The sequence below is a fragment of the Paenibacillus xylanivorans genome (genome assembly GCF_001280595.1).
Lineage (GTDB): Bacteria > Bacillota > Bacilli > Paenibacillales > Paenibacillaceae > Paenibacillus > Paenibacillus xylanivorans.
In genome coordinates, this window is the sequence record NZ_LITU01000065.1 from 136,768 (window position 1) to 154,624 (window position 17,857).

19 protein-coding genes are annotated in these 17,857 nt (G+C 46.3%); 13 read left to right on the forward strand and 6 right to left on the reverse strand.

What is annotated here, in order from left to right; all coding sequences use genetic code 11:
* Positions 1-64 precede the first annotated feature (64 nt).
* The 7 genes from AMS66_RS17950 (at position 65) to AMS66_RS17980 (ending at position 6,675) form a co-directional block, all read left to right on the forward strand.
* Positions 65-649: a TetR/AcrR family transcriptional regulator gene (locus tag AMS66_RS17950; RefSeq protein WP_053782101.1), complete on the forward strand. Its 585-nt coding sequence runs from the start codon at positions 65-67 to the stop codon at positions 647-649.
* 129 nt (positions 650-778) lie between these two features.
* The gene (locus tag AMS66_RS17955) at positions 779-1,012 is read left to right on the forward strand and encodes a nuclear transport factor 2-like protein (protein WP_053782102.1); all 234 of its coding nucleotides are present in this window, start codon (positions 779-781) and stop codon (positions 1,010-1,012) included.
* Complete coding sequence (locus AMS66_RS17960) at positions 1,002-1,850, forward strand: NmrA family NAD(P)-binding protein (RefSeq protein ID WP_082350773.1); 849 nt, start codon at positions 1,002-1,004, stop codon at positions 1,848-1,850. Before AMS66_RS17955 ends, AMS66_RS17960 begins: the two co-directional genes overlap by 11 nt.
* Positions 1,851-2,084: 234 nt before the next feature.
* On the forward strand, positions 2,085-3,128 hold the full coding sequence (locus AMS66_RS17965) for an ABC transporter ATP-binding protein (protein WP_053782104.1): 1,044 nt from the start codon (positions 2,085-2,087) through the stop codon (positions 3,126-3,128).
* A complete protein-coding gene (gene opuFB, locus AMS66_RS17970; protein ID WP_053782105.1) occupies positions 3,121-4,635 on the forward strand; it encodes an osmoprotectant update ABC transporter permease/substrate-binding subunit OpuFB in 1,515 nt (504 codons plus the stop codon). Before AMS66_RS17965 ends, opuFB begins: the two co-directional genes overlap by 8 nt.
* Positions 4,636-4,690: 55 nt before the next feature.
* Positions 4,691-6,037, forward strand: coding sequence for a dihydrolipoyl dehydrogenase family protein (locus AMS66_RS17975; RefSeq protein WP_053782106.1), 1,347 nt, complete (start codon positions 4,691-4,693; stop codon positions 6,035-6,037).
* A gap of 29 nt (positions 6,038-6,066) precedes the next feature.
* Positions 6,067-6,675, forward strand: a complete 609-nt coding sequence (locus AMS66_RS17980) for a DUF1349 domain-containing protein (RefSeq protein ID WP_053782107.1) — start codon at positions 6,067-6,069, stop codon at positions 6,673-6,675.
* Between the two features lie 191 nt (positions 6,676-6,866).
* On the opposite strand, the gene AMS66_RS17985 is transcribed toward AMS66_RS17980, so the two are convergent.
* A complete protein-coding gene (locus tag AMS66_RS17985; RefSeq protein ID WP_053782191.1) occupies positions 6,867-7,340 on the reverse strand; it encodes an SET domain-containing protein in 474 nt (157 codons plus the stop codon).
* A gap of 244 nt (positions 7,341-7,584) precedes the next feature.
* Here AMS66_RS17985 and AMS66_RS17990 point away from each other — a divergent pair, with 244 nt between their 5' ends.
* Positions 7,585-9,141, forward strand: coding sequence for an ABC-F family ATP-binding cassette domain-containing protein (locus AMS66_RS17990; RefSeq protein ID WP_053782108.1), 1,557 nt, complete (start codon positions 7,585-7,587; stop codon positions 9,139-9,141).
* Positions 9,142-9,230: 89 nt separating this feature from the next.
* Here the strand turns inward: AMS66_RS17990 and AMS66_RS17995 are convergent, their stop codons facing one another.
* Positions 9,231-9,791 (reverse strand): NAD(P)H oxidoreductase, encoded by a 561-nt coding sequence (locus AMS66_RS17995; protein WP_053782109.1) that lies wholly within the window; start codon positions 9,789-9,791, stop codon positions 9,231-9,233.
* A gap of 177 nt (positions 9,792-9,968) precedes the next feature.
* On the opposite strand from AMS66_RS17995, the gene AMS66_RS18000 reads away from it, so the two are divergent.
* The 5 genes from AMS66_RS18000 (at position 9,969) to AMS66_RS18020 (ending at position 15,133) form a co-directional block, all read left to right on the forward strand.
* Complete coding sequence (locus tag AMS66_RS18000; protein WP_053782110.1) at positions 9,969-10,358, forward strand: winged helix-turn-helix transcriptional regulator; 390 nt, start codon at positions 9,969-9,971, stop codon at positions 10,356-10,358.
* Positions 10,342-10,623 carry a hypothetical protein gene (locus AMS66_RS33220; protein ID WP_201782189.1) on the forward strand — a complete coding sequence of 94 codons (282 nt, stop codon included), beginning with the start codon at positions 10,342-10,344 and terminating at the stop codon, positions 10,621-10,623. Before AMS66_RS18000 ends, AMS66_RS33220 begins: the two co-directional genes overlap by 17 nt.
* The gene (locus tag AMS66_RS18010) at positions 10,592-12,430 is read left to right on the forward strand and encodes an assimilatory sulfite reductase (NADPH) flavoprotein subunit (RefSeq protein WP_053782112.1); all 1,839 of its coding nucleotides are present in this window, start codon (positions 10,592-10,594) and stop codon (positions 12,428-12,430) included. Before AMS66_RS33220 ends, AMS66_RS18010 begins: the two co-directional genes overlap by 32 nt.
* A 54-nt stretch (positions 12,431-12,484) precedes the next feature.
* Positions 12,485-14,206, forward strand: coding sequence for an assimilatory sulfite reductase (NADPH) hemoprotein subunit (cysI, locus tag AMS66_RS18015; RefSeq protein ID WP_053782113.1), 1,722 nt, complete (start codon positions 12,485-12,487; stop codon positions 14,204-14,206).
* A 210-nt stretch (positions 14,207-14,416) separates the two neighbouring features.
* Complete coding sequence (locus AMS66_RS18020; RefSeq protein ID WP_053782192.1) at positions 14,417-15,133, forward strand: YebC/PmpR family DNA-binding transcriptional regulator; 717 nt, start codon at positions 14,417-14,419, stop codon at positions 15,131-15,133.
* 67 nt (positions 15,134-15,200) lie between these two features.
* On the opposite strand, the gene AMS66_RS18025 is transcribed toward AMS66_RS18020, so the two are convergent.
* The 4 genes from AMS66_RS18025 to AMS66_RS18040 form a co-directional block, all read right to left on the reverse strand.
* Positions 15,201-15,686 (reverse strand): DMT family transporter, encoded by a 486-nt coding sequence (locus AMS66_RS18025; protein ID WP_407944555.1) that lies wholly within the window; start codon positions 15,684-15,686, stop codon positions 15,201-15,203.
* Between the two features lie 15 nt (positions 15,687-15,701).
* Positions 15,702-16,400, reverse strand: coding sequence for a Crp/Fnr family transcriptional regulator (locus AMS66_RS18030; RefSeq protein WP_053782114.1), 699 nt, complete (start codon positions 16,398-16,400; stop codon positions 15,702-15,704).
* Positions 16,401-16,436: 36 nt separating this feature from the next.
* Positions 16,437-16,862: a DMT family transporter gene (locus AMS66_RS18035; RefSeq protein WP_024633836.1), complete on the reverse strand. Its 426-nt coding sequence runs from the start codon at positions 16,860-16,862 to the stop codon at positions 16,437-16,439.
* 168 nt (positions 16,863-17,030) lie between these two features.
* Positions 17,031-17,828 (reverse strand): Nif3-like dinuclear metal center hexameric protein, encoded by a 798-nt coding sequence (locus AMS66_RS18040; protein WP_053782115.1) that lies wholly within the window; start codon positions 17,826-17,828, stop codon positions 17,031-17,033.
* Positions 17,829-17,857 lie beyond the last annotated feature (29 nt).

The window sequence follows — 17,857 nt, forward strand, 5'->3', positions numbered from 1 at the left end:
TCTTGACTGATCAGTCTGGAAAGGTGTATTCTTTACTTAATCAAGCGGGAGGTGAGGTCTGAAATTGGGAAGAGCCAAGGAGTTTGACACAGAAAGTGTTCTAAGGAAAGCCACGGCTGTATTTGGAGCCTATGGCTATGAAGGTACTTCGTTGACCGTACTGCTGAATGAGCTTGGTATTGCACGGCAAAGTTTGTATGACACCTATGGAACCAAGCATGATTTATTTGTCTCTGCCCTGAAATTCTATATTCAGCAGAAAACAGAGGCGGGTATTCGGCTGTTAAATGAATGCACCAATGTGCGGCAGGGGATGGAACAGCTTTTCAACGAAGCCGTTAATGTATTGACGGACGAGGAGCGTCGCAATGAATGTTTTATTATCAATAGCGCCGTCGAACAGGCACCTCAAAATCATGAAATTGCCGACTTTATTCAAGCAAACAATAAGCGAATGGAAGATATATTTCTTGATGCACTTATCCGCGGGCATAAAAACGGTGAATTTAACCATGCCGAAGATGATTTGCCCGGTATTGCCCGATTTCTGAATTATTCCCGCTTGTCATTGACCTTCACGGCCAAGAGCGGTGCCAGTACAGAAGTGCTGCGGGAGCTAGTACGTACAACATTAAGAGTTATGAATTAGTGGCAGTATATGAGCAAGGATTATTGTTGGATTTCTGAAAATGAACGCTTAAGGCGTTTATTTTTTCACAATTTTAGACTGATCAGTCTGGAAAATGAAACACAAAGCAAACCGAAGGAGGAGTGAAATATGACACATTCTTATCAGATGGAAGCCGGCAATGATATACCACAACGTATTATGCACGGGTTTACTCAATTACTGCTGAATGGAGAGCTGGCTCAGTGGGTGGAACCGTATAACCAAACCTACATCTCTATAGTGAGCCATCAGAACGGCAAGATTACACATTATAAAGACTATTGGAATCCGATGGTAGTTCTCGAATCGGACTTAGGAGGAAATGAAAATGATCAACAATAAACCTTTAACACTGATTACAGGAGCGAATGGAAAGACAGGAAGCCGCGTTGCGGCCATGCTTCAGAAGCAACACTATCCGGTGCGTCTGGCAGGGAGAAAAAAACCATCTTCTTCTGATTCTGCCGACAACTATGTCTATTTTGATTGGTATGATTCAACCACTTATGGTCCAGCGCTGAAAAATGTGGATCATGTGTACCTTGTCGTGCCAGTCATGGACATGAATCCGGAAGCCGTAATGATTCCGTTCATCAAGGAAGCGTTATGGAGCGGCGTTAAACGATTCGTCTTGCTTGGCAGTGCATCCGTTGATGAAGACGGACCTATATTTGGCAAAGTACATCAAAGCTTGAAGGAGCTTGCTCCCGAGTGGACTGTGCTACAGCCTTCCTATTTTATGGAGAACTTTACAGAGGGACCACATCGGGAGACGATGAAGCAGTTCGGGAAAATCTACAGTGCCGCTGGTGACGGTAAAATTGGATTTGTCAGTGCAGACGATATCGCAGCAGTCGCCTTCCATGCTCTGACAGATATTGTCTCCCATGATACAGCTCATATTATTACGGGCCCGGAGACCCTGTCTTATGGGGAGGCTGCTGGCATGTTCAGTCGTTTACTGGATCAATCCATACAGCATGAATCATTGTCCGATGAAGAACTGAGGAACAGTTTGATTCAAGCGGGAATGCCGCAAGACTACGCAACGACTCTTGCAGGACTGGATGTATTCATCCGGGAGGAAGGCAGAGAAGATCAAACGACGGAGACGGTGCTGAAAATCACGGGGCAAAACCCGGTTTCTCTGGAGCAATTTTTCAGGCAGCATATGCAATAAGGGGAGTGCTCGAAGAATTATTATAAAAATATTGGAAGCAAATACTGCTGAATAATAAGAAGACGGTGCCTGGATGCCCGTCTTTTTTGTTGATTTATCAACCTTTCGATGTATTCGTCCGTATACCGATTTCTATAAATACAACAATGCCTCAGTTCAGCACGGTGATTATATGTCTATAATTTTGGGGAAATAGATGAGAATGAATGTTTCATAAAGGAGAGAAGTGAACGGATGATTCAGTTCGAAAATGTATCCAAGCAATACCCTGATGGAACCCAGGCTCTGCGTCAGGTTAATCTCAACATTAATAAGGGAGAGCTGTTCGTCATGATTGGTCCGAGCGGTTGCGGCAAAACCACGATGCTCAAAATGATCAATCGCCTAATCGATCGGACAGATGGAGTCGTACGAATTAACGAACGCCCCATTGATGAATACAACATTCATGAATTGCGCTGGAATATCGGATATGTGCTGCAACAGATTGCATTGTTCCCACATATGACGATTGCCGAAAATATTTCTGTTGTTCCTGAACTGAGAAAGTGGAAATCAGAGCAAATCAAGGAGCGCGTACATACTTTGCTGGACATGGTTGGACTGGAAGGAACCACATACAGTGATCGCAAGCCTGCTGAGCTATCTGGTGGACAACAGCAGAGAATCGGTGTATTGCGCGCACTCGCTGCCGATCCCGAAATTGTACTGATGGATGAACCATTCAGTGCACTTGACCCGATAAGCCGCGAGAAATTGCAAGACGATATTCTGGATATTCAGCGTCAGATGAAGAAGACCATTGTGTTTGTAACCCATGATATTCAGGAAGCAATGAAGCTTGGTGATCGCATCTGTATCATGAAGGATGGGCAAGTGTTGCAGGTGGGTACCCCGGAAGAACTTATCCAGCAGCCTGCCAATGAATTTGTACGTGACTTTGTTGGCAGTCCTGGTCCGGATAGGAGTTCACAGCCTGTATCTGGTGGATACGGCACGACGCATGAATTACAAAAGGCCTCCCACGAACAAGAACGACTAACTTCATTATTTGATCTTGAATCGATCATGTCACCACTCGCACCCGGGCATGTGCCGAAGTCAGCCAAATCGGCTGTTCCCGTCTCGATTACGTTGCCGGATTTTGTGGAGATCATGGCTTCCCATGATCATTTGCTGGTCGAGAAAGATCACCAGATTATTGGCCAGGTCAGTCGAGCCGATCTGATCCGGTACTGGTCCGACCAGTTGCAAGAACGGGGTGAAGGACATGAGTAGATTTACGGAGGTGTTCAGCGAGCGTAAAGGACAGTTGTTGTCTGCTCTCTTTGAGCATATTCAGATCTCTTTTATCGCGTTGTTCTTTGCCGTCCTGATCGCTATCCCGCTTGGTATTTATCTGACACGCAAGCCAAGAGTGGCTGAGCCGATTATTGGGGTTACCGCAGTACTGCAAACGATCCCGTCCCTGGCGCTTCTCGGATTGCTCATCCCGTTATTCGGCATCGGTACACTTCCTGCGATCATTGCCCTTGTGGTGTATGCCCTGCTTCCGGTACTCCGCAACACGTACACGGGCATATCCGAAGTCGATCCTTCCATGGTCGAGGCAGCGAATGCAATGGGTATGAACAGTCGTCAACGTCTGACGAAAGTGGAGCTGCCACTCGCGATGCCTGTCATTATGGCAGGGATACGTACCGCAATGGTTCTGATTGTAGGTACAGCAACGCTTGCTGCCCTAATTGGCGCGGGTGGCCTGGGTAAATTGATTTTGCTCGGCATCGACCGAAACGACACTGCATTGATTATTCTGGGAGCCATCCCGGCCGCATTGCTTGCGATTTTGTTTGATGTGCTGCTGCGTCAGTTCCAACGTATATCGTTCAGGAAAACGATGATTACCCTCGGAACACTTGCTCTGGTGGCCGTTCTGGTGATCACGATTCCCTGGCTCTCCCGTGGAGGGCAAAAGGATCTCGTTATTGCTGGCAAGCTGGGTGCAGAACCGGAGATTCTCATTAATATGTACAAATTGCTGATTGAAAAAGATACCGATCTAAACGTTGAATTGAAACCAGGATTGGGGAAAACGCCATTTCTGTTCAATGCCCTGAAATCAGGTGATATTGATATTTATCCGGAATTCACGGGTACCGCCATTTCGGAATTTATGAAAGAAACCGCAGTCAGCACCGATCGAAAAGAAGTGTATGAACAGGCAAAGGACGGGATGCTGAGCCAGTTTAATATGGTTCTTCTCAACCCGATGGATTACAACAATACGTATACGTTGGCCGTGCCTCAAAAAGTTGCGGATCAGTATAATCTAAAGACCATATCGGACCTCAAGTCGGTACAACAGCAGATTAAGGCAGGATTTACACTGGAATTCTCAGATCGGGAAGACGGATATGTTGGCATTCAGAAGAAGTATGGCATCAAATTCCCTAACGTGGCTACGATGGAGCCGAAACTGCGATATGCGGCCGTTCAGCGAGGAGACATCAATTTGCTGGATGCGTACTCCACCGACAGTGAACTGAGACAGTATAAACTTGTTGTGCTGGAGGATGACCAGGAATTGTTCCCGCCCTATCAGGGAGCGCCGATGCTCCGCAAAGAGACAGCAGACCAATACCCGCAGTTGGTGGAGGTACTGAATCAACTTGCAGGTCGTATCACGGACGATGAGATGCGTCAAATGAATTACGAAGTGAACGTTAATGGAGCAAGTCCACAACAAGAGGCAACGGATTATCTGCAAAAAGCAGGATTACTATAGTTTGATATTCATGAGTTTGTATATTCACGGTTATACATGAAGAGGAGGAGCCAACATGACACAACAACCTTATGATTTGATCGCGATTGGAACCGGGAGTGCAGCAAGTTCTGTTATATCCCGCTGCGCCGAAGCTGGATGGAAAATTGCCGTAATTGATGAACGAGAGTTTGGCGGAACCTGTGCATTACGGGGCTGTGATCCCAAAAAAGTACTTGCAGGAGCAGCTGAACTTATCGACTGGAATGAACGAATGAAGGGCAAAGGAGTGGAAGGTAACGCCTCTATTCGGTGGTCGGAGCTGATGGCGTTCAAGCGAACATTTACCGAGAGTGTTCCGAGAGCCAGTGAGGATAAGTTCAAACAGGCAGGGATGGATACGTTCCACGGCAAGGCTTCTTTCGTCGACGAAGATCACATTCGTGTAGGGGATGAAGTGCTGCAGGGAAAACATATTTTAATCGCAACAGGTGCGCGTCCAGCCCCACTTCCTATTGATGGTGCAGAGCATCTGATATACAGTGATGATTTTCTTGATTTGGAACAGCTGCCGGATAAATTGGTTCTGGTGGGTGGCGGTTACATTGCTTTTGAATTTGCACATATTGCGGCCAGAGCTGGCACGGAAGTCCATATTATTCATCGAGGCGAAGAGCCGCTGAAACAGTTTGATTCCGAACTGGTGGACCTGCTGCTGAAAAAATCCGAAGAAGTAGGCATTCACGTGCACTTGAATGCGGAAGTAAAGGCCATTCGTCAGCAGGGTAACACGTATGTGGTTAGCGGAACCCGTAATGGGGCGGATCATCAATGGCAATGTGGACTTGTTGTCCATGGAGCCGGACGTATACCGAATATAGAGGGGCTTGAACTGGAGAAGGGAAATGTCAGCTATACGAAAAAAGGTATTATCGTTAATGAGTACTTGCAAAGTGAAAGCAACTCAAGAGTCTTTGCAGCTGGTGATGTGTCTGCCACGGAAGGACTTCCACTAACGCCGCTTGCAGGCCAGGAATCACGCGCGGTATCCTTGAATCTGCTTGAAGGCAATCATCATAAACCCAATTATAAAGTGATGCCCTCGATTGTATTTACTGTGCCATCCCTGGGTTCTGTAGGCCTCGATGTCGAGCAGGCCAAGAAAGAGGGCTACGAGGTGAAGGTAAATGACATGTCGAAATGGTATACTTATAAACGTACGAATGAAAAATTTTCCATGGCCAAAGTTATTACTGATAAGGCAACGGGGCGTATCCTGGGTGCTCATGTGTTGGGTGGCAAAACAGAAGAACTGATTAACCTGTTCGCGATGGTGATTCAGTTTGATTTGACGACCGATCAGTTAAACACCATGAATTTTGCATATCCTACAGCCGCATCGGACTTGGGCTCTTTAATTTAATGTGATGGTGTGGAAGAAAGGGGAGAATCATGTCAGCTAATTTTCATCGGATTCATGATGCCGAGTGGACAACCGAACCTGCTCAGGCACGAACGGAAGGTGACCGTCTGATTGTGGAGGCACAGGAGGGCAGTGACTTCTGGGAGAAAACCTTTTATGGTTTTTGTCATCAGAATGGACATGCCATGCTTGCGCCATGGGATGGAACCAAGGCAGTTGAAGTCTCATTTGATCTGAGTTCATTCACGGAATTATATGATCAGGCCGGATTGATGCTTTGGCACGGCCAGGACCAATGGATCAAGGCGGGGGTTGAAGTAAACGACGGCGTGGCTCATGTAGGAGCTGTCGTAACGGATCGATTTTCCGATTGGTCGCTCTCACCTGTGCCAGAGTGGGGTGGGCGTATCGTTACCATTCGGGCTTCATATCATGACGAAGCGGTGGTTATTCGCGCCCGTACGGACGAGCATCCTTGGCGTACGATTCGGGTTGCGAGGTTTGCCTATCCGACGAACAAGCAGGCCGGACCGTTTCTCTGTTCTCCGAAGCGCGCAGGGTTCGAAGTTGCGTTTACGAAGTGGAAAATGACTGAACCGGATCAGGATCTGCACACCGACCCTCCCATTGCCGATTAAAATGGATAGGGTTGGAAAATGTGCAGCAATAAACTAAAACAAGCCAGTCTTCATTGGTGGAGGACTGGCTTGTTTTAGTTTGCCTTAGACAACGACATAGCCGCTGTATCAATGCTACAACGGATGAGGGCGCAGCTTATTAAAGTCTTGTTCACATAGTTGCCCTACTGCTGTAGTTTATCATCAAGATCTTATTTGCTTGAGTCCGTGTCCTGTGAGTCAGATTCGATGTCATCAGCATCCTCTTCACCATCACTTGTTTCGTTCAACTCACGCATGCGTTCCTCGTAATCATCCAGAAACCATAATGGGTCCATGTTATCTTCCTCGCCGTTATAATTGATTAATACTTCTTCTCCGGCTTTGATATCTGTATAGGCATAGAAATCAAAGGTGTGGTTTTCGAAGTTGATATCATAGGTGGCATTGGGTTCGTAGGAATGGTTGATCAGACTGCCATAACCCAGGAGGATAGCCGTATGATTGGCTCCGTATTCGAATACGTAATCTTCGAGAATTGTTTTCTCCACATGTTCGTGGTCTTCATTGGGATAAGGGACAACCGGAGCCTGATGGATCAGCTGGCCTTTTGGAATGTCTACGGTCGCAAATACGCCGCGGTTAAATTCACCATCACCCAATTTGGATTGTTTCACTTCAATCATGATTTTCACCTGATGCTCTCCAAGAGAGCTCCATTCTTATAGTAGTAAGTCGTTTAAGGCAAAATTTTAACTCATCCATACATATAAGGCAAATGTCATCGATTTCAGTTTGAGTGGATCGAGGTCGAAACGGAGGTCATTTCATCGAAAAATGGTGTTAAATTTACAATATGGCGTTGAGTTGTGCATGATATAACGCTTATAATATACAAAGAATTAAGTCTATATAGAAAAGGTGTCATGAATGAGCATACTAAATGTCGAAAAATTAAGTCACGGTTTTGGTGACCGTGCTATCTTTAACAACGTTTCTTTCCGCCTGCTGAAAGGCGAACACATTGGTCTGATCGGGGCTAATGGTGAGGGTAAATCCACTTTCATGAACATTATTACGGGCAAACTCCAGCCGGATGAAGGCAAAGTGGAGTGGTCCAAGCGCATGCGTGTCGGATATTTGGATCAGCACGCCGTGCTGAATAAAGGGCAATCCATTCGTGATGTCCTTCGTGGAGCGTTCCAGTATTTGTTTGACATGGAGCAGGAAATGAATGATATGTATGGCAAGATGGGAGATGTAACTCCTGAGGAATTGGAACAGCTGCTGGAGGATGTAGGTACGATTCAGGATACGCTGACCAACCAGGATTTTTACATGATTGATGCCAAAGTGGACGAGACAGCACGAGGTCTGGGTCTAACCGATATCGGCCTGGATAAGGACGTAAATGACCTTAGTGGCGGACAGCGTACGAAGGTACTGCTCGCCAAGCTGCTGCTTGAAAAACCGGATATTCTGCTCCTGGATGAGCCTACGAATTATCTGGATGAATTGCATATCGAATGGCTGAAACGCTATTTGCAGGAATATGAGAATGCCTTTATTCTGATCTCGCATGATATCCCGTTCCTGAACAGTGTAATTAACTTGATCTATCACATGGAAAATCAGGATCTCACCCGTTATGTAGGCGATTATGATCACTTCCAAGAGGTTCACGAGATGAGAAAACAACAGCTGGAGTCGGCGTATAAGCGCCAACAACAGGAAATTGCCGATCTCAAGGACTTTGTGGCCCGGAACAAAGCCAGTGTGGCTACGCGCAACATGGCGATGTCCAGACAGAAGAAGCTGGACAAAATGGATGTCATCGAAATTGCCAAGGAAAAACCGAAACCGCAGTTCAATTTCCGTGATGCCAGAACGTCCGGCAAGCTCATTTTCGAAACAAAAGGCCTTGTCATTGGATACAATGAGCCGTTGTCGAGACCACTGGACCTGCGCATGGAGCGTGGACAGAAGATCGCCCTCGTTGGTGCAAACGGTATCGGTAAAACAACGCTGATGCGCAGCATTCTGGGTGAGATTCAGGCTTTGGAAGGAACCGTTCAGCGCGGTGAACATTTGGAGATTGGGTATTTCCAACAAGAGATGAAGGATGCGAACTACAATACCTGTATCGAAGAGATCTGGCAGGAGTTCCCGTCCTATACCCAATTTGAAGTGCGTGCTGCACTCGCAAAATGTGGACTGACTACCAAGCATATTGAGAGCAAGGTTGCAGTACTGAGTGGCGGCGAGAAAGCCAAAGTGCGTCTTTGCAAACTGATCAATAATGAAACAAATCTGCTCGTACTCGATGAGCCGACGAACCATTTGGACGTTGATGCGAAGGAAGAGTTGAAACGCGCACTCAAAGCATACAAAGGCAGCATTCTGCTGATCTCTCACGAACCTGAATTCTATCGAGATGTGGTTACGGAGACATGGAATTGTGAGTCGTGGACAACAAAGGTATTCTAATTTCAATGCAATGACTAGATGGAAAATGAGCTAGCATTGAGAAGACAGCGCCATAGTTAAATGGACGCTGTCTTTTTGCATTGCAAAGGTTACTTGTAATGTCTGCCGATTTGATAAGCTTGCTCGAGTAAACCTTCGATATGCGTTTTGGATTCGGATATGGTTTCATAGAGAAACTCGACTCGGGATTCCTGCAATCTTGCATAACCCGCGATCCCATTATTCAGATAATTCGTAATCATGTTGTAATAATCGTATTTATGGAATGAAGCCTCCGTTCCCCCAGCTAGCGCAATCCAGAGGGCCTTTTTGGAGTTTGCCTTGTTCAGTAGCCCCATGTTCCATACCTTGTCCAAATAGGCTTTGAGCATGGAAGGAACGTTGTACCACCATATCGGGAAAACAAATACAATGGCATCAGCCGCTAGCACGCGATCCAGCTCTTTGCGAATCACAGGGGCATGCTGCTTATCGGGATTTTGCCAATCTCGCTCATCTTCTACGCTATATAACGGATCGAATCCATCACGATACAGATCGAGGATATCTATTTCGTGGTGATTCTCCTTCATACCTTCTATAAAACGATTCATCACGGCAAATGTTAGGGAATCCTGTCTTGGGTGAGTAACGACCAGTTTGACTTTCATGTAGGAGTAACCATCCTTTTTCCTTCATTTTTTGTTTTAACGTTCTGACCAATGTTATTATAAGTTTCATGACATCTTATTGAGAAGTACGCACCTTCGAGTGCTGTAGATACCTTGAGGTTCTTCGGTTACTTTAAATAATGGATATACATATATGTGATTTAAGGGGGATTACAGGTGGAGCAGGAACTGAAAAAATATGAGAGCGGTGTGCAGGCGATGCTGGAACTGGTCGGTGGAAAATGGAGGATTCTTATTCTATATCAGCTGATATCCGGTAAAAAACGAACAAACGAACTTCGCAGAGCCATTCCTGGCATTACCCAGAAGGTCCTTACTCAGCAGCTGCGTGATCTTGAAAAGAATGAAATTATCCATCGGATTATTCATCCCCAGATTCCGCCCAAGGTAGAGTATGAGTTGACCGAGTATGGCTTGACACTGCAGGATATCATCGACACCATTTGTCTGTGGGGAGAGAATCATCTGGACAGAGTATATGGAGATAAAAGTAAAGTGTTGGAGAATCATTTTAGCGAATATATTCCGCATGACCCTTCTACCTAAGCTGGTCGCCAAATTAAAAATAAAAACAAAAACAAAAACAAAAACAAAAACCGTCCTGAATCGAAGAGGAGGGTATTTGTTGTTTATTTGTCCTTTATCAGAAAAACTGATAAATGCTATAAAATCATCGAAATTGACCCCTACCATCGGGTATGGTAGGTTCAAGGGAGTAGAAATTAATATGATCATTTTAGTAGGAATTAAAATTGACGCAATGCGCGAGGTGGCAAATGGTGGAACTTCAAGTGACAAACAGCCCTTTTAATCAGGAACAGGTTGAGCTGCTCAATCGCCTTATTCCTACATTGAACGATGGACAGAAAACATGGTTAAGTGGATATCTGACAGCCATTCAAGGATTTGCGGCTGTAGCTGCACCTGCTGGTGTGGTACAACAGACTGCACCTTCAGCAGGTGTAACACCTGCTAGTACACCTGCAGTGTCCAAGGAAGTTACGGTACTCTTTGGATCACAAACGGGGAACTCCAGCGGACTATCCAAGAAACTGGCGAAAAAGCTAGAAGAGCAGGGGCTCCATGTGACCCTGTCGGCAATGGGAGATTTCAAACCGAACGGACTGAAAAAAATAGAGAATCTTCTCATTATTGTCAGCACACATGGAGAAGGTGAACCGCCAGATAATGCGATTCCATTGCATGAATTCCTGCATAGCAAACGGGCTCCGAAGCTTGATGGATTAAGTTATTCCGTATTGGCACTGGGAGATACTTCGTATGAGTTCTTCTGCAAGACAGGAAAGGATTTTGACATTCGTTTGCAGGAGCTTGGCGGAACAGCGATTGTACCACGTGTGGACTGTGATGTTGATTTTGATGAAGCAGCCGCAGAGTGGATGAATGATGTGCTAGCTTCACTCAGTAGCACACCAGCTGCTGCAGGAACGGTAACCAGTGAAGCGGTTGTAGCTGCAGTAAGCAGCGATGAATCCGAGTTCAACCGGACGAATCCATTCAAGGCGGAAGTGCTGGAAAATCTCAATTTGAACGGCAGAGGATCGGACCGGGAGACGCGTCACATTGAATTGTCCCTGGAAGGCTCCAATCTGGACTACGAACCAGGCGACAGCTTGGGTGTATTCCCTGAGAATCATCCACGCCTTGTCGATGAGTTAATTACGGCTATGGGATGGAATGCGGATGAGCGCGTCACGGTGAATAAAGCTGGAGATCAGGTTTCTGTGCGTGAAGCATTGCTGCGTTATTTTGAAATTACAGCCGTAACCAAGCCGGTTGTTGAACAGCTCGCGAAGCTGAATCCGGGAAGCGGATTAGCCGCTCTACTCGCAGATGATTCGGAATTTCGCACGGTCATGAACAGCTGTGACTTGCTGGATCTGGTACACGATTACGGGCTTAAAGGTATTCCGGCTGCATCATTCGTAGCTGTGCTTCGTAAAATCCCGGCACGTCTATATTCGATAGCAAGCAGTTCGAAGTCTTTCCCGGATGAAGTTCATCTTACTGTTCGTACAGTACGTTATGAGTCACGCGGCAGAGAGCGCTACGGTGTGTGCTCTGTTCATCTGGCTGAACGAGTCGAATCCGGTGATGCATTGCCTGTATTCATTCAGCAAAATCCAAACTTCAAACTGCCGGAGAACCCGGATACTCCAATCATCATGGTTGGACCAGGTACAGGTGTAGCTCCGTTCAGATCTTTCATTGGAGAACGTGAAGAGACGGGCGCAGAAGGCAAGACATGGTTGTTCTACGGTGATCAGCATTTCTCTACGGATTTCCTCTACCAGACCGAATGGCAGCGTTGGCTCAAAGACGGTGTTCTTACGAAGATGGATGTGGCTTTTTCCCGTGATGCGGAAGAGAAAGTATATGTGCAGCATCGGATGCTGGAACACAGCAAGGAGCTGTATCAATGGCTGCAGGAAGGTGCAAGTGTATATATCTGTGGTGACGAGAAAAGAATGGCACATGATGTTCATGCTGCACTCGCAACAATTCTTGAACAAGAGGGTGGCCTAACACCCGAACAGGCAGCGGAATATCTGACACGCTTGCAACAGGAAAAACGTTATCAGCGGGATGTGTATTAATTTTAGATCATATGCCGGATAAGGCATCCCGGAGATACGAGAGGAGAAAGCAGCATGGCTTATAATAACTTACTTAACCCGCAGCGTGCGAACAGCGATGTGGAAGATATAAAAATCAAAAGTGACTACTTGCGCGGAAGTCTGACTGAAACACTGGCAGATCGGATCAGCGGAGCGATTCCCGAGGACGATAACCGTCTGATGAAACATCACGGAAGTTATATGCAAGACGACCGTGACTTGCGTAATGAGCGGAATAAATCCAAGCTGGAGCCTGCCTACCAATTCATGTTGCGTGTGCGTGCTTCCGGAGGAATCGTTACACCCGAACAATGGCTGATGATGGATCGCGTTGCGCATAAATATGCGAATGAGACGATTCGTCTGACGACACGCCAGTCATTTCAATTGCATGGTGTCCTCAAATGGGATCTCAAAAATACCATTCGTGAAGTAAACGATTCGTTGCTCAGTACCCTTGCTGCATGTGGCGACGTGAACCGGAACGTGATGTGCAACCCGAATCCGGATCAATCGGATATTCATGCTGAAGTATATGAATGGGCATGCCAGGTGAGTAATCACCTTGACCCACGCACTCGTGCTTATCATGAGTTGTGGCTGGATGGAGAGAAAATTATTGATTCACAAGACACGGATGAAGAAGTGGAACCGATTTACGGTAAAGTGTATTTGCCTCGTAAGTTTAAAATCGGGATTGCCGTTCCGCCATCCAATGATGTCGATGTATTTTCACAGGATCTCGGCTTTATCGCTATTGTGGAGAACGGCAAGCTGCAAGGCTTTAACGTTTCAGTCGGCGGTGGTATGGGGATGTCTCATGGTGATCCGAAAACTTATCCGCAGGTGTCCAAAGTCATTGGTTTCTGTACACCAGAGCAAATGATTGATGTTGCGGAGAAGACGGTTATGATTCAGCGTGATTATGGGGATCGTGCAGTGCGTAAGCATGCTCGTTTCAAATATACAATCGATGACCGTGGTCTCGCCTGGTTCGTGGAAGAACTTTCGAGTCGTCTCGGCTGGAAGTTGGATGCGGCGCGCGAGTTCCATTTTGAACATAATGGAGATCGTTACGGTTGGGTGAAAGGCAGCAACGGCAAATGGCATTACACATTGTTCATTCAGAATGGACGAGTGAAGGATGTGGACGGTTATCCGCTCATGACGGGTCTGCGCGAAATTGCCAAGGTTCATACTGGAGATTTCCGCCTGACAGCCAACCAAAACCTGATTATTGGTAATGTTAGCAGCCAGAAGAAGAAAAAGATTGAGGCACTGATTGAGCAATACAATCTGACCGATGGTGCTCATTACTCTGCGCTTCGCAGAAGTTCTATGGCTTGTGTGGCACTTCCGACTTGTGGTCTTGCAATGGCGGAATCCGAACGTTATCTGCCTTCACTGATCGACAAACTGGAGCCTGTACTGGACGAAGCGGGACTGAGAGACGAAGAAATTGTCATTCGTATGACGGGTTGCCCGAACGGCTGCGCTAGACCGATGCTGGCTGAGATTTCGTTCATCGGCAAAGCTCCGGGGAAATACAATATGTATCTTGGCGGAAGTTTTACAGGGCATCGCTTGAACAAATTGTACAAAGAAAATATTGGCGAAACCGAAATATTGGATACATTGACTCCAATGGTGAATCAATATGCCAAAGAGCGCAATGATGGTGAGCATTTTGGAGATTTCGTCATTCGTGCCGGTTATGTGCCAGAAGTGCTGGACGGTCAGCAGTTTCATGCCTAATTAGATGAATTTGTGAAGAGAAGCATTCCTTGGGGAATTGCTTCTTTGGCGTTTTTGGATCGTTTCCCTTTGGGTTTTCTGAACGTGCCGAGGTTAATTCTACTTGCCTTTTACCATTTTTTCGTGAGTCTAAACTTGTTGAAGTACGCCCAACAAGATATAATGACAAAGTAGAAAGCAGATTATATGTTGAAAGTGAGCGGAAACGATATGGGTCGTAAGTGGAATAATATTAAAGAAAAAAAAGCTTCAAAAGATGCAAATACAAGCCGGGTCTATGCTAAATTCGGCGTTGAGATTTATGTAGCTGCCAAGAAGGGCGAACCGGACCCGGAAGCGAACCGCGCACTGAAAGTCGTGCTGGAACGTGCCAAAACGTATAACGTACCCAAAGCTATTATTGATCGTGCCATGGAAAAGGCAAAAGGCAGCGGGGACGAGAATTATGAAGAACTGCGTTATGAAGGATTCGGGCCCAATGGTGCCATGGTCATCGTGGATGCCCTCACCAACAATGTGAACCGTACTGCACCGGAAGTGCGCTCCGCATTTAACAAAAACGCGGGTAATATGGGTGTGAGTGGTTCGGTTGCTTATATGTTTGATCCTACCGCGGTAATCGGGATTGAAGGCAAAACTTCAGAAGAAGTGCTTGAACTCTTGCTTGAAGCAGATGTGGATGTACGCGATATCGTGGATGAGGATGAATCGGTTATCGTATACGCCGAACCAGACCAGTTCCATGCAGTACAGGAAGCGTTCAAAGCGGCGGGGGTAACCGAGTTTACCGTAGCCGAGCTGACGATGCTGGCGCAAAACCATATTGAACTTCCAGAGGACGCACAAGCCCAGTTCGAGAAGCTGATCGATGCGCTTGAAGACCTTGAAGATGTGCAGCAAGTGTACCACAACGTAGAGTTCGTTTAAGCGAACTTAACGCTACGTGGTTCGATTGCAAAAAGAGTGTGTAAGCCAATCAACGGGATTGGTTACTTTATGAATCGGAAGGCATAACTTTTACTGTGCCCGACTTTTCCGTTTTTTTGCCGCCAAACTTGAATAATAAAATACCGCCCACAATCACGAGTACACCCAACAGCTGATTCCACGAGAACGGAATTTTTTCAAGTCCTAGCCACCCCATGGAGTCGAACAGCAGGGCAAAGCTCAGTTGGGATGTGAGTACGATAGAGATGGCAAAGGTAGGACCGAGCAGCTTCATTCCCTGTACGAGACAGAAAACGACTCCAACACCGATGGCTCCGCTAAGCCAATACCAGGGCTGCATATGCTGGAAGCTGAACGTATTTTTTCCCTCCACCACCAGAGAAATCAGAAACGATGCAATAAATCCGGTGAAAAGCACCATCGTTGTCGTGGACCACGAGCCGGTACGTTCATTTACTTTACTATTAAAGATGGTCTGCAGACTGACAAGAGAGCCTGCCAGTAACGCAAGTAAAATACCTGTAATGATCATAGGATATAGATCTCCTTATTCATAGATGTTATGACCCGCCACTTCTGCCAGACCCGCTCGATTTTTGACCATAATAAATCCCTGATCCCGGATAATTAATCCATCCGCACACAGTTTCTGAATCACCCGATTCAAATGCCGATAACTCGTGCCGATCAGATTTGCGATATCTGTCAAATTGAAAGCGTCCAGCTCTTCGTGGACAACAGTCCCCGCTTCTTCTGTAGAGATGGAGAGCAGGTAGCTGGCTAATCGAACCTCAACCGGATACATTAGGTTGAAGTTGGAGAAGTTCGAATCAATATAAAACTTGTGAGAAATAATTTTGAGCAGAAATTTCAACAGGGGTGCGTAATCGCTGGCTATTTCTGCCAACCATTGATAATGAATACGCAGCATCACGACAGGTGAGACCGCCTGTACGGTGTTCACGATGTCGCTCTCCCGAACGTACTCGACATCACCAACGACTTCAAGTGGTGTTTTGAAACAAAGAACGAGTGTTTTATCCTGTGGTGAGGTCGTGAAGATTTTGATTTTCCCCTCGACCAGCACGTATAAATATTCGGAAGTTTCGCCTTCACGGCAGATCAATTCGCACTTCTCGAAATGGCATAACGTCATATGCGTACGCAGGGGCTCGTGAAATACCGATTCCAGTTGATACTGCTTCAGATAGTGCAATAATTGATGCTCATTCTGGTATTCTTCCATAATGTATTTCACCCCCGACTATATACTCGACACCAGCTACAGTTTCATAATAATGACGCCCGTAACCATTAATGCGATACCCAGAAACTGCGGTAGTTTCATCTTTTGCTTCACGACGCCGAACCATCCGTTACTGTCGACCAGAAAGGTCAGGAACAGCTGTGCAATCAACAGGGCTGAGATCGTAAAGGTTACTCCGATTTGCTGGATTGCTGTGACTTCGCTGAAAATAATCACTGCACCAAATGCGCCTCCCGCCAGGTACATGGGCTTTACTTGCTTCAATCCTTGCAGGTTGATGTCACGTACGAATACAAGGATCAGAGCCGCCAGAATGAACCCGGTGAGTTGTGTAATGGTTGCGGCTTGCCAGGTACCCATGTCCGTACTGATTCGGGTATTGGCAACCCCTTGCAGGGTAATGCATGCACCGCCTAATAGTGCAAAAATAATTCCTCTCATGGTTGTACTCTCCTTGTCGCGTCATTACTTCTTCGATTTCTATTAAATGATATATCCACTCAAAAAGCCAAGGACAAATGTCCTCAGCTCAGAAGTCATAGCATTTAGAGTACAACAAACCTTCTGCAAAATCCAGACAGAAGCGCGGATGGCTTGTTATTCTGAACATTACAATACTTGATACACCGGCTGCTCACCAATAAAATGAACAGGCAATTCAGGGAAAGTTGTAGCCAATCTTTCAGACAAAAGCTTCATTCCGGAAGCCTCACTCTCGGCATGTCCAATCATAAGAAGGGCCTTTTGTTTTCCTTGTTGCACAGCATCACGTATGTACTCCGGTGTCTCCCATTCGAATCCTTCACCTGCGATGATCAGGTCCAGTTCTTCCTGGTGAAGAAGAGGAATGGTCAGATTGCCATTGCCTCGAAAACCTACAAGCACCGCTACGCGTCTGCATACCATCTTTGGATCACCAGCTACGCGTACATATTCGATCCCGAGTGAACGTTTAATATGTTCCGCAATAAGCTGAACTGTCATTCCTTCCGGAAAGGACAGAAGGTCAGCTTCCGGTTTACGGTATGCAATAGAAGATGACCACCCTAGTGCTTGGACCAATCCTTCCGTAATGCCATCCGGTTGAAAGCGGTGAATTGCATCATGGCAGCGATAGATTGCAACTCCGCCGTTCTCGATTAGTTTTCTCTTGTTTTCATAGACCGGATCATCAGCCAGCCAATCGGTGTGACTATGATGGTTATAGAAGGGAGGCTCATGAGCGATAATTAGATTAGCTCCACGCTGTATAGCATGCTCAATCACATGTTGTGTAGGCATAAAAGTTACAAAGACGCCTGTGACCGTTTGATTGGGAGAGCCCGTAATCAGTTGATCCACCGTAGTTTTTGGAAGTTCAACTTTGGCAGTAAGGTGATCTATGATGTGTTGAATGGTTATATTCATATACTTCGTACCTCCAAGAACAGGATATG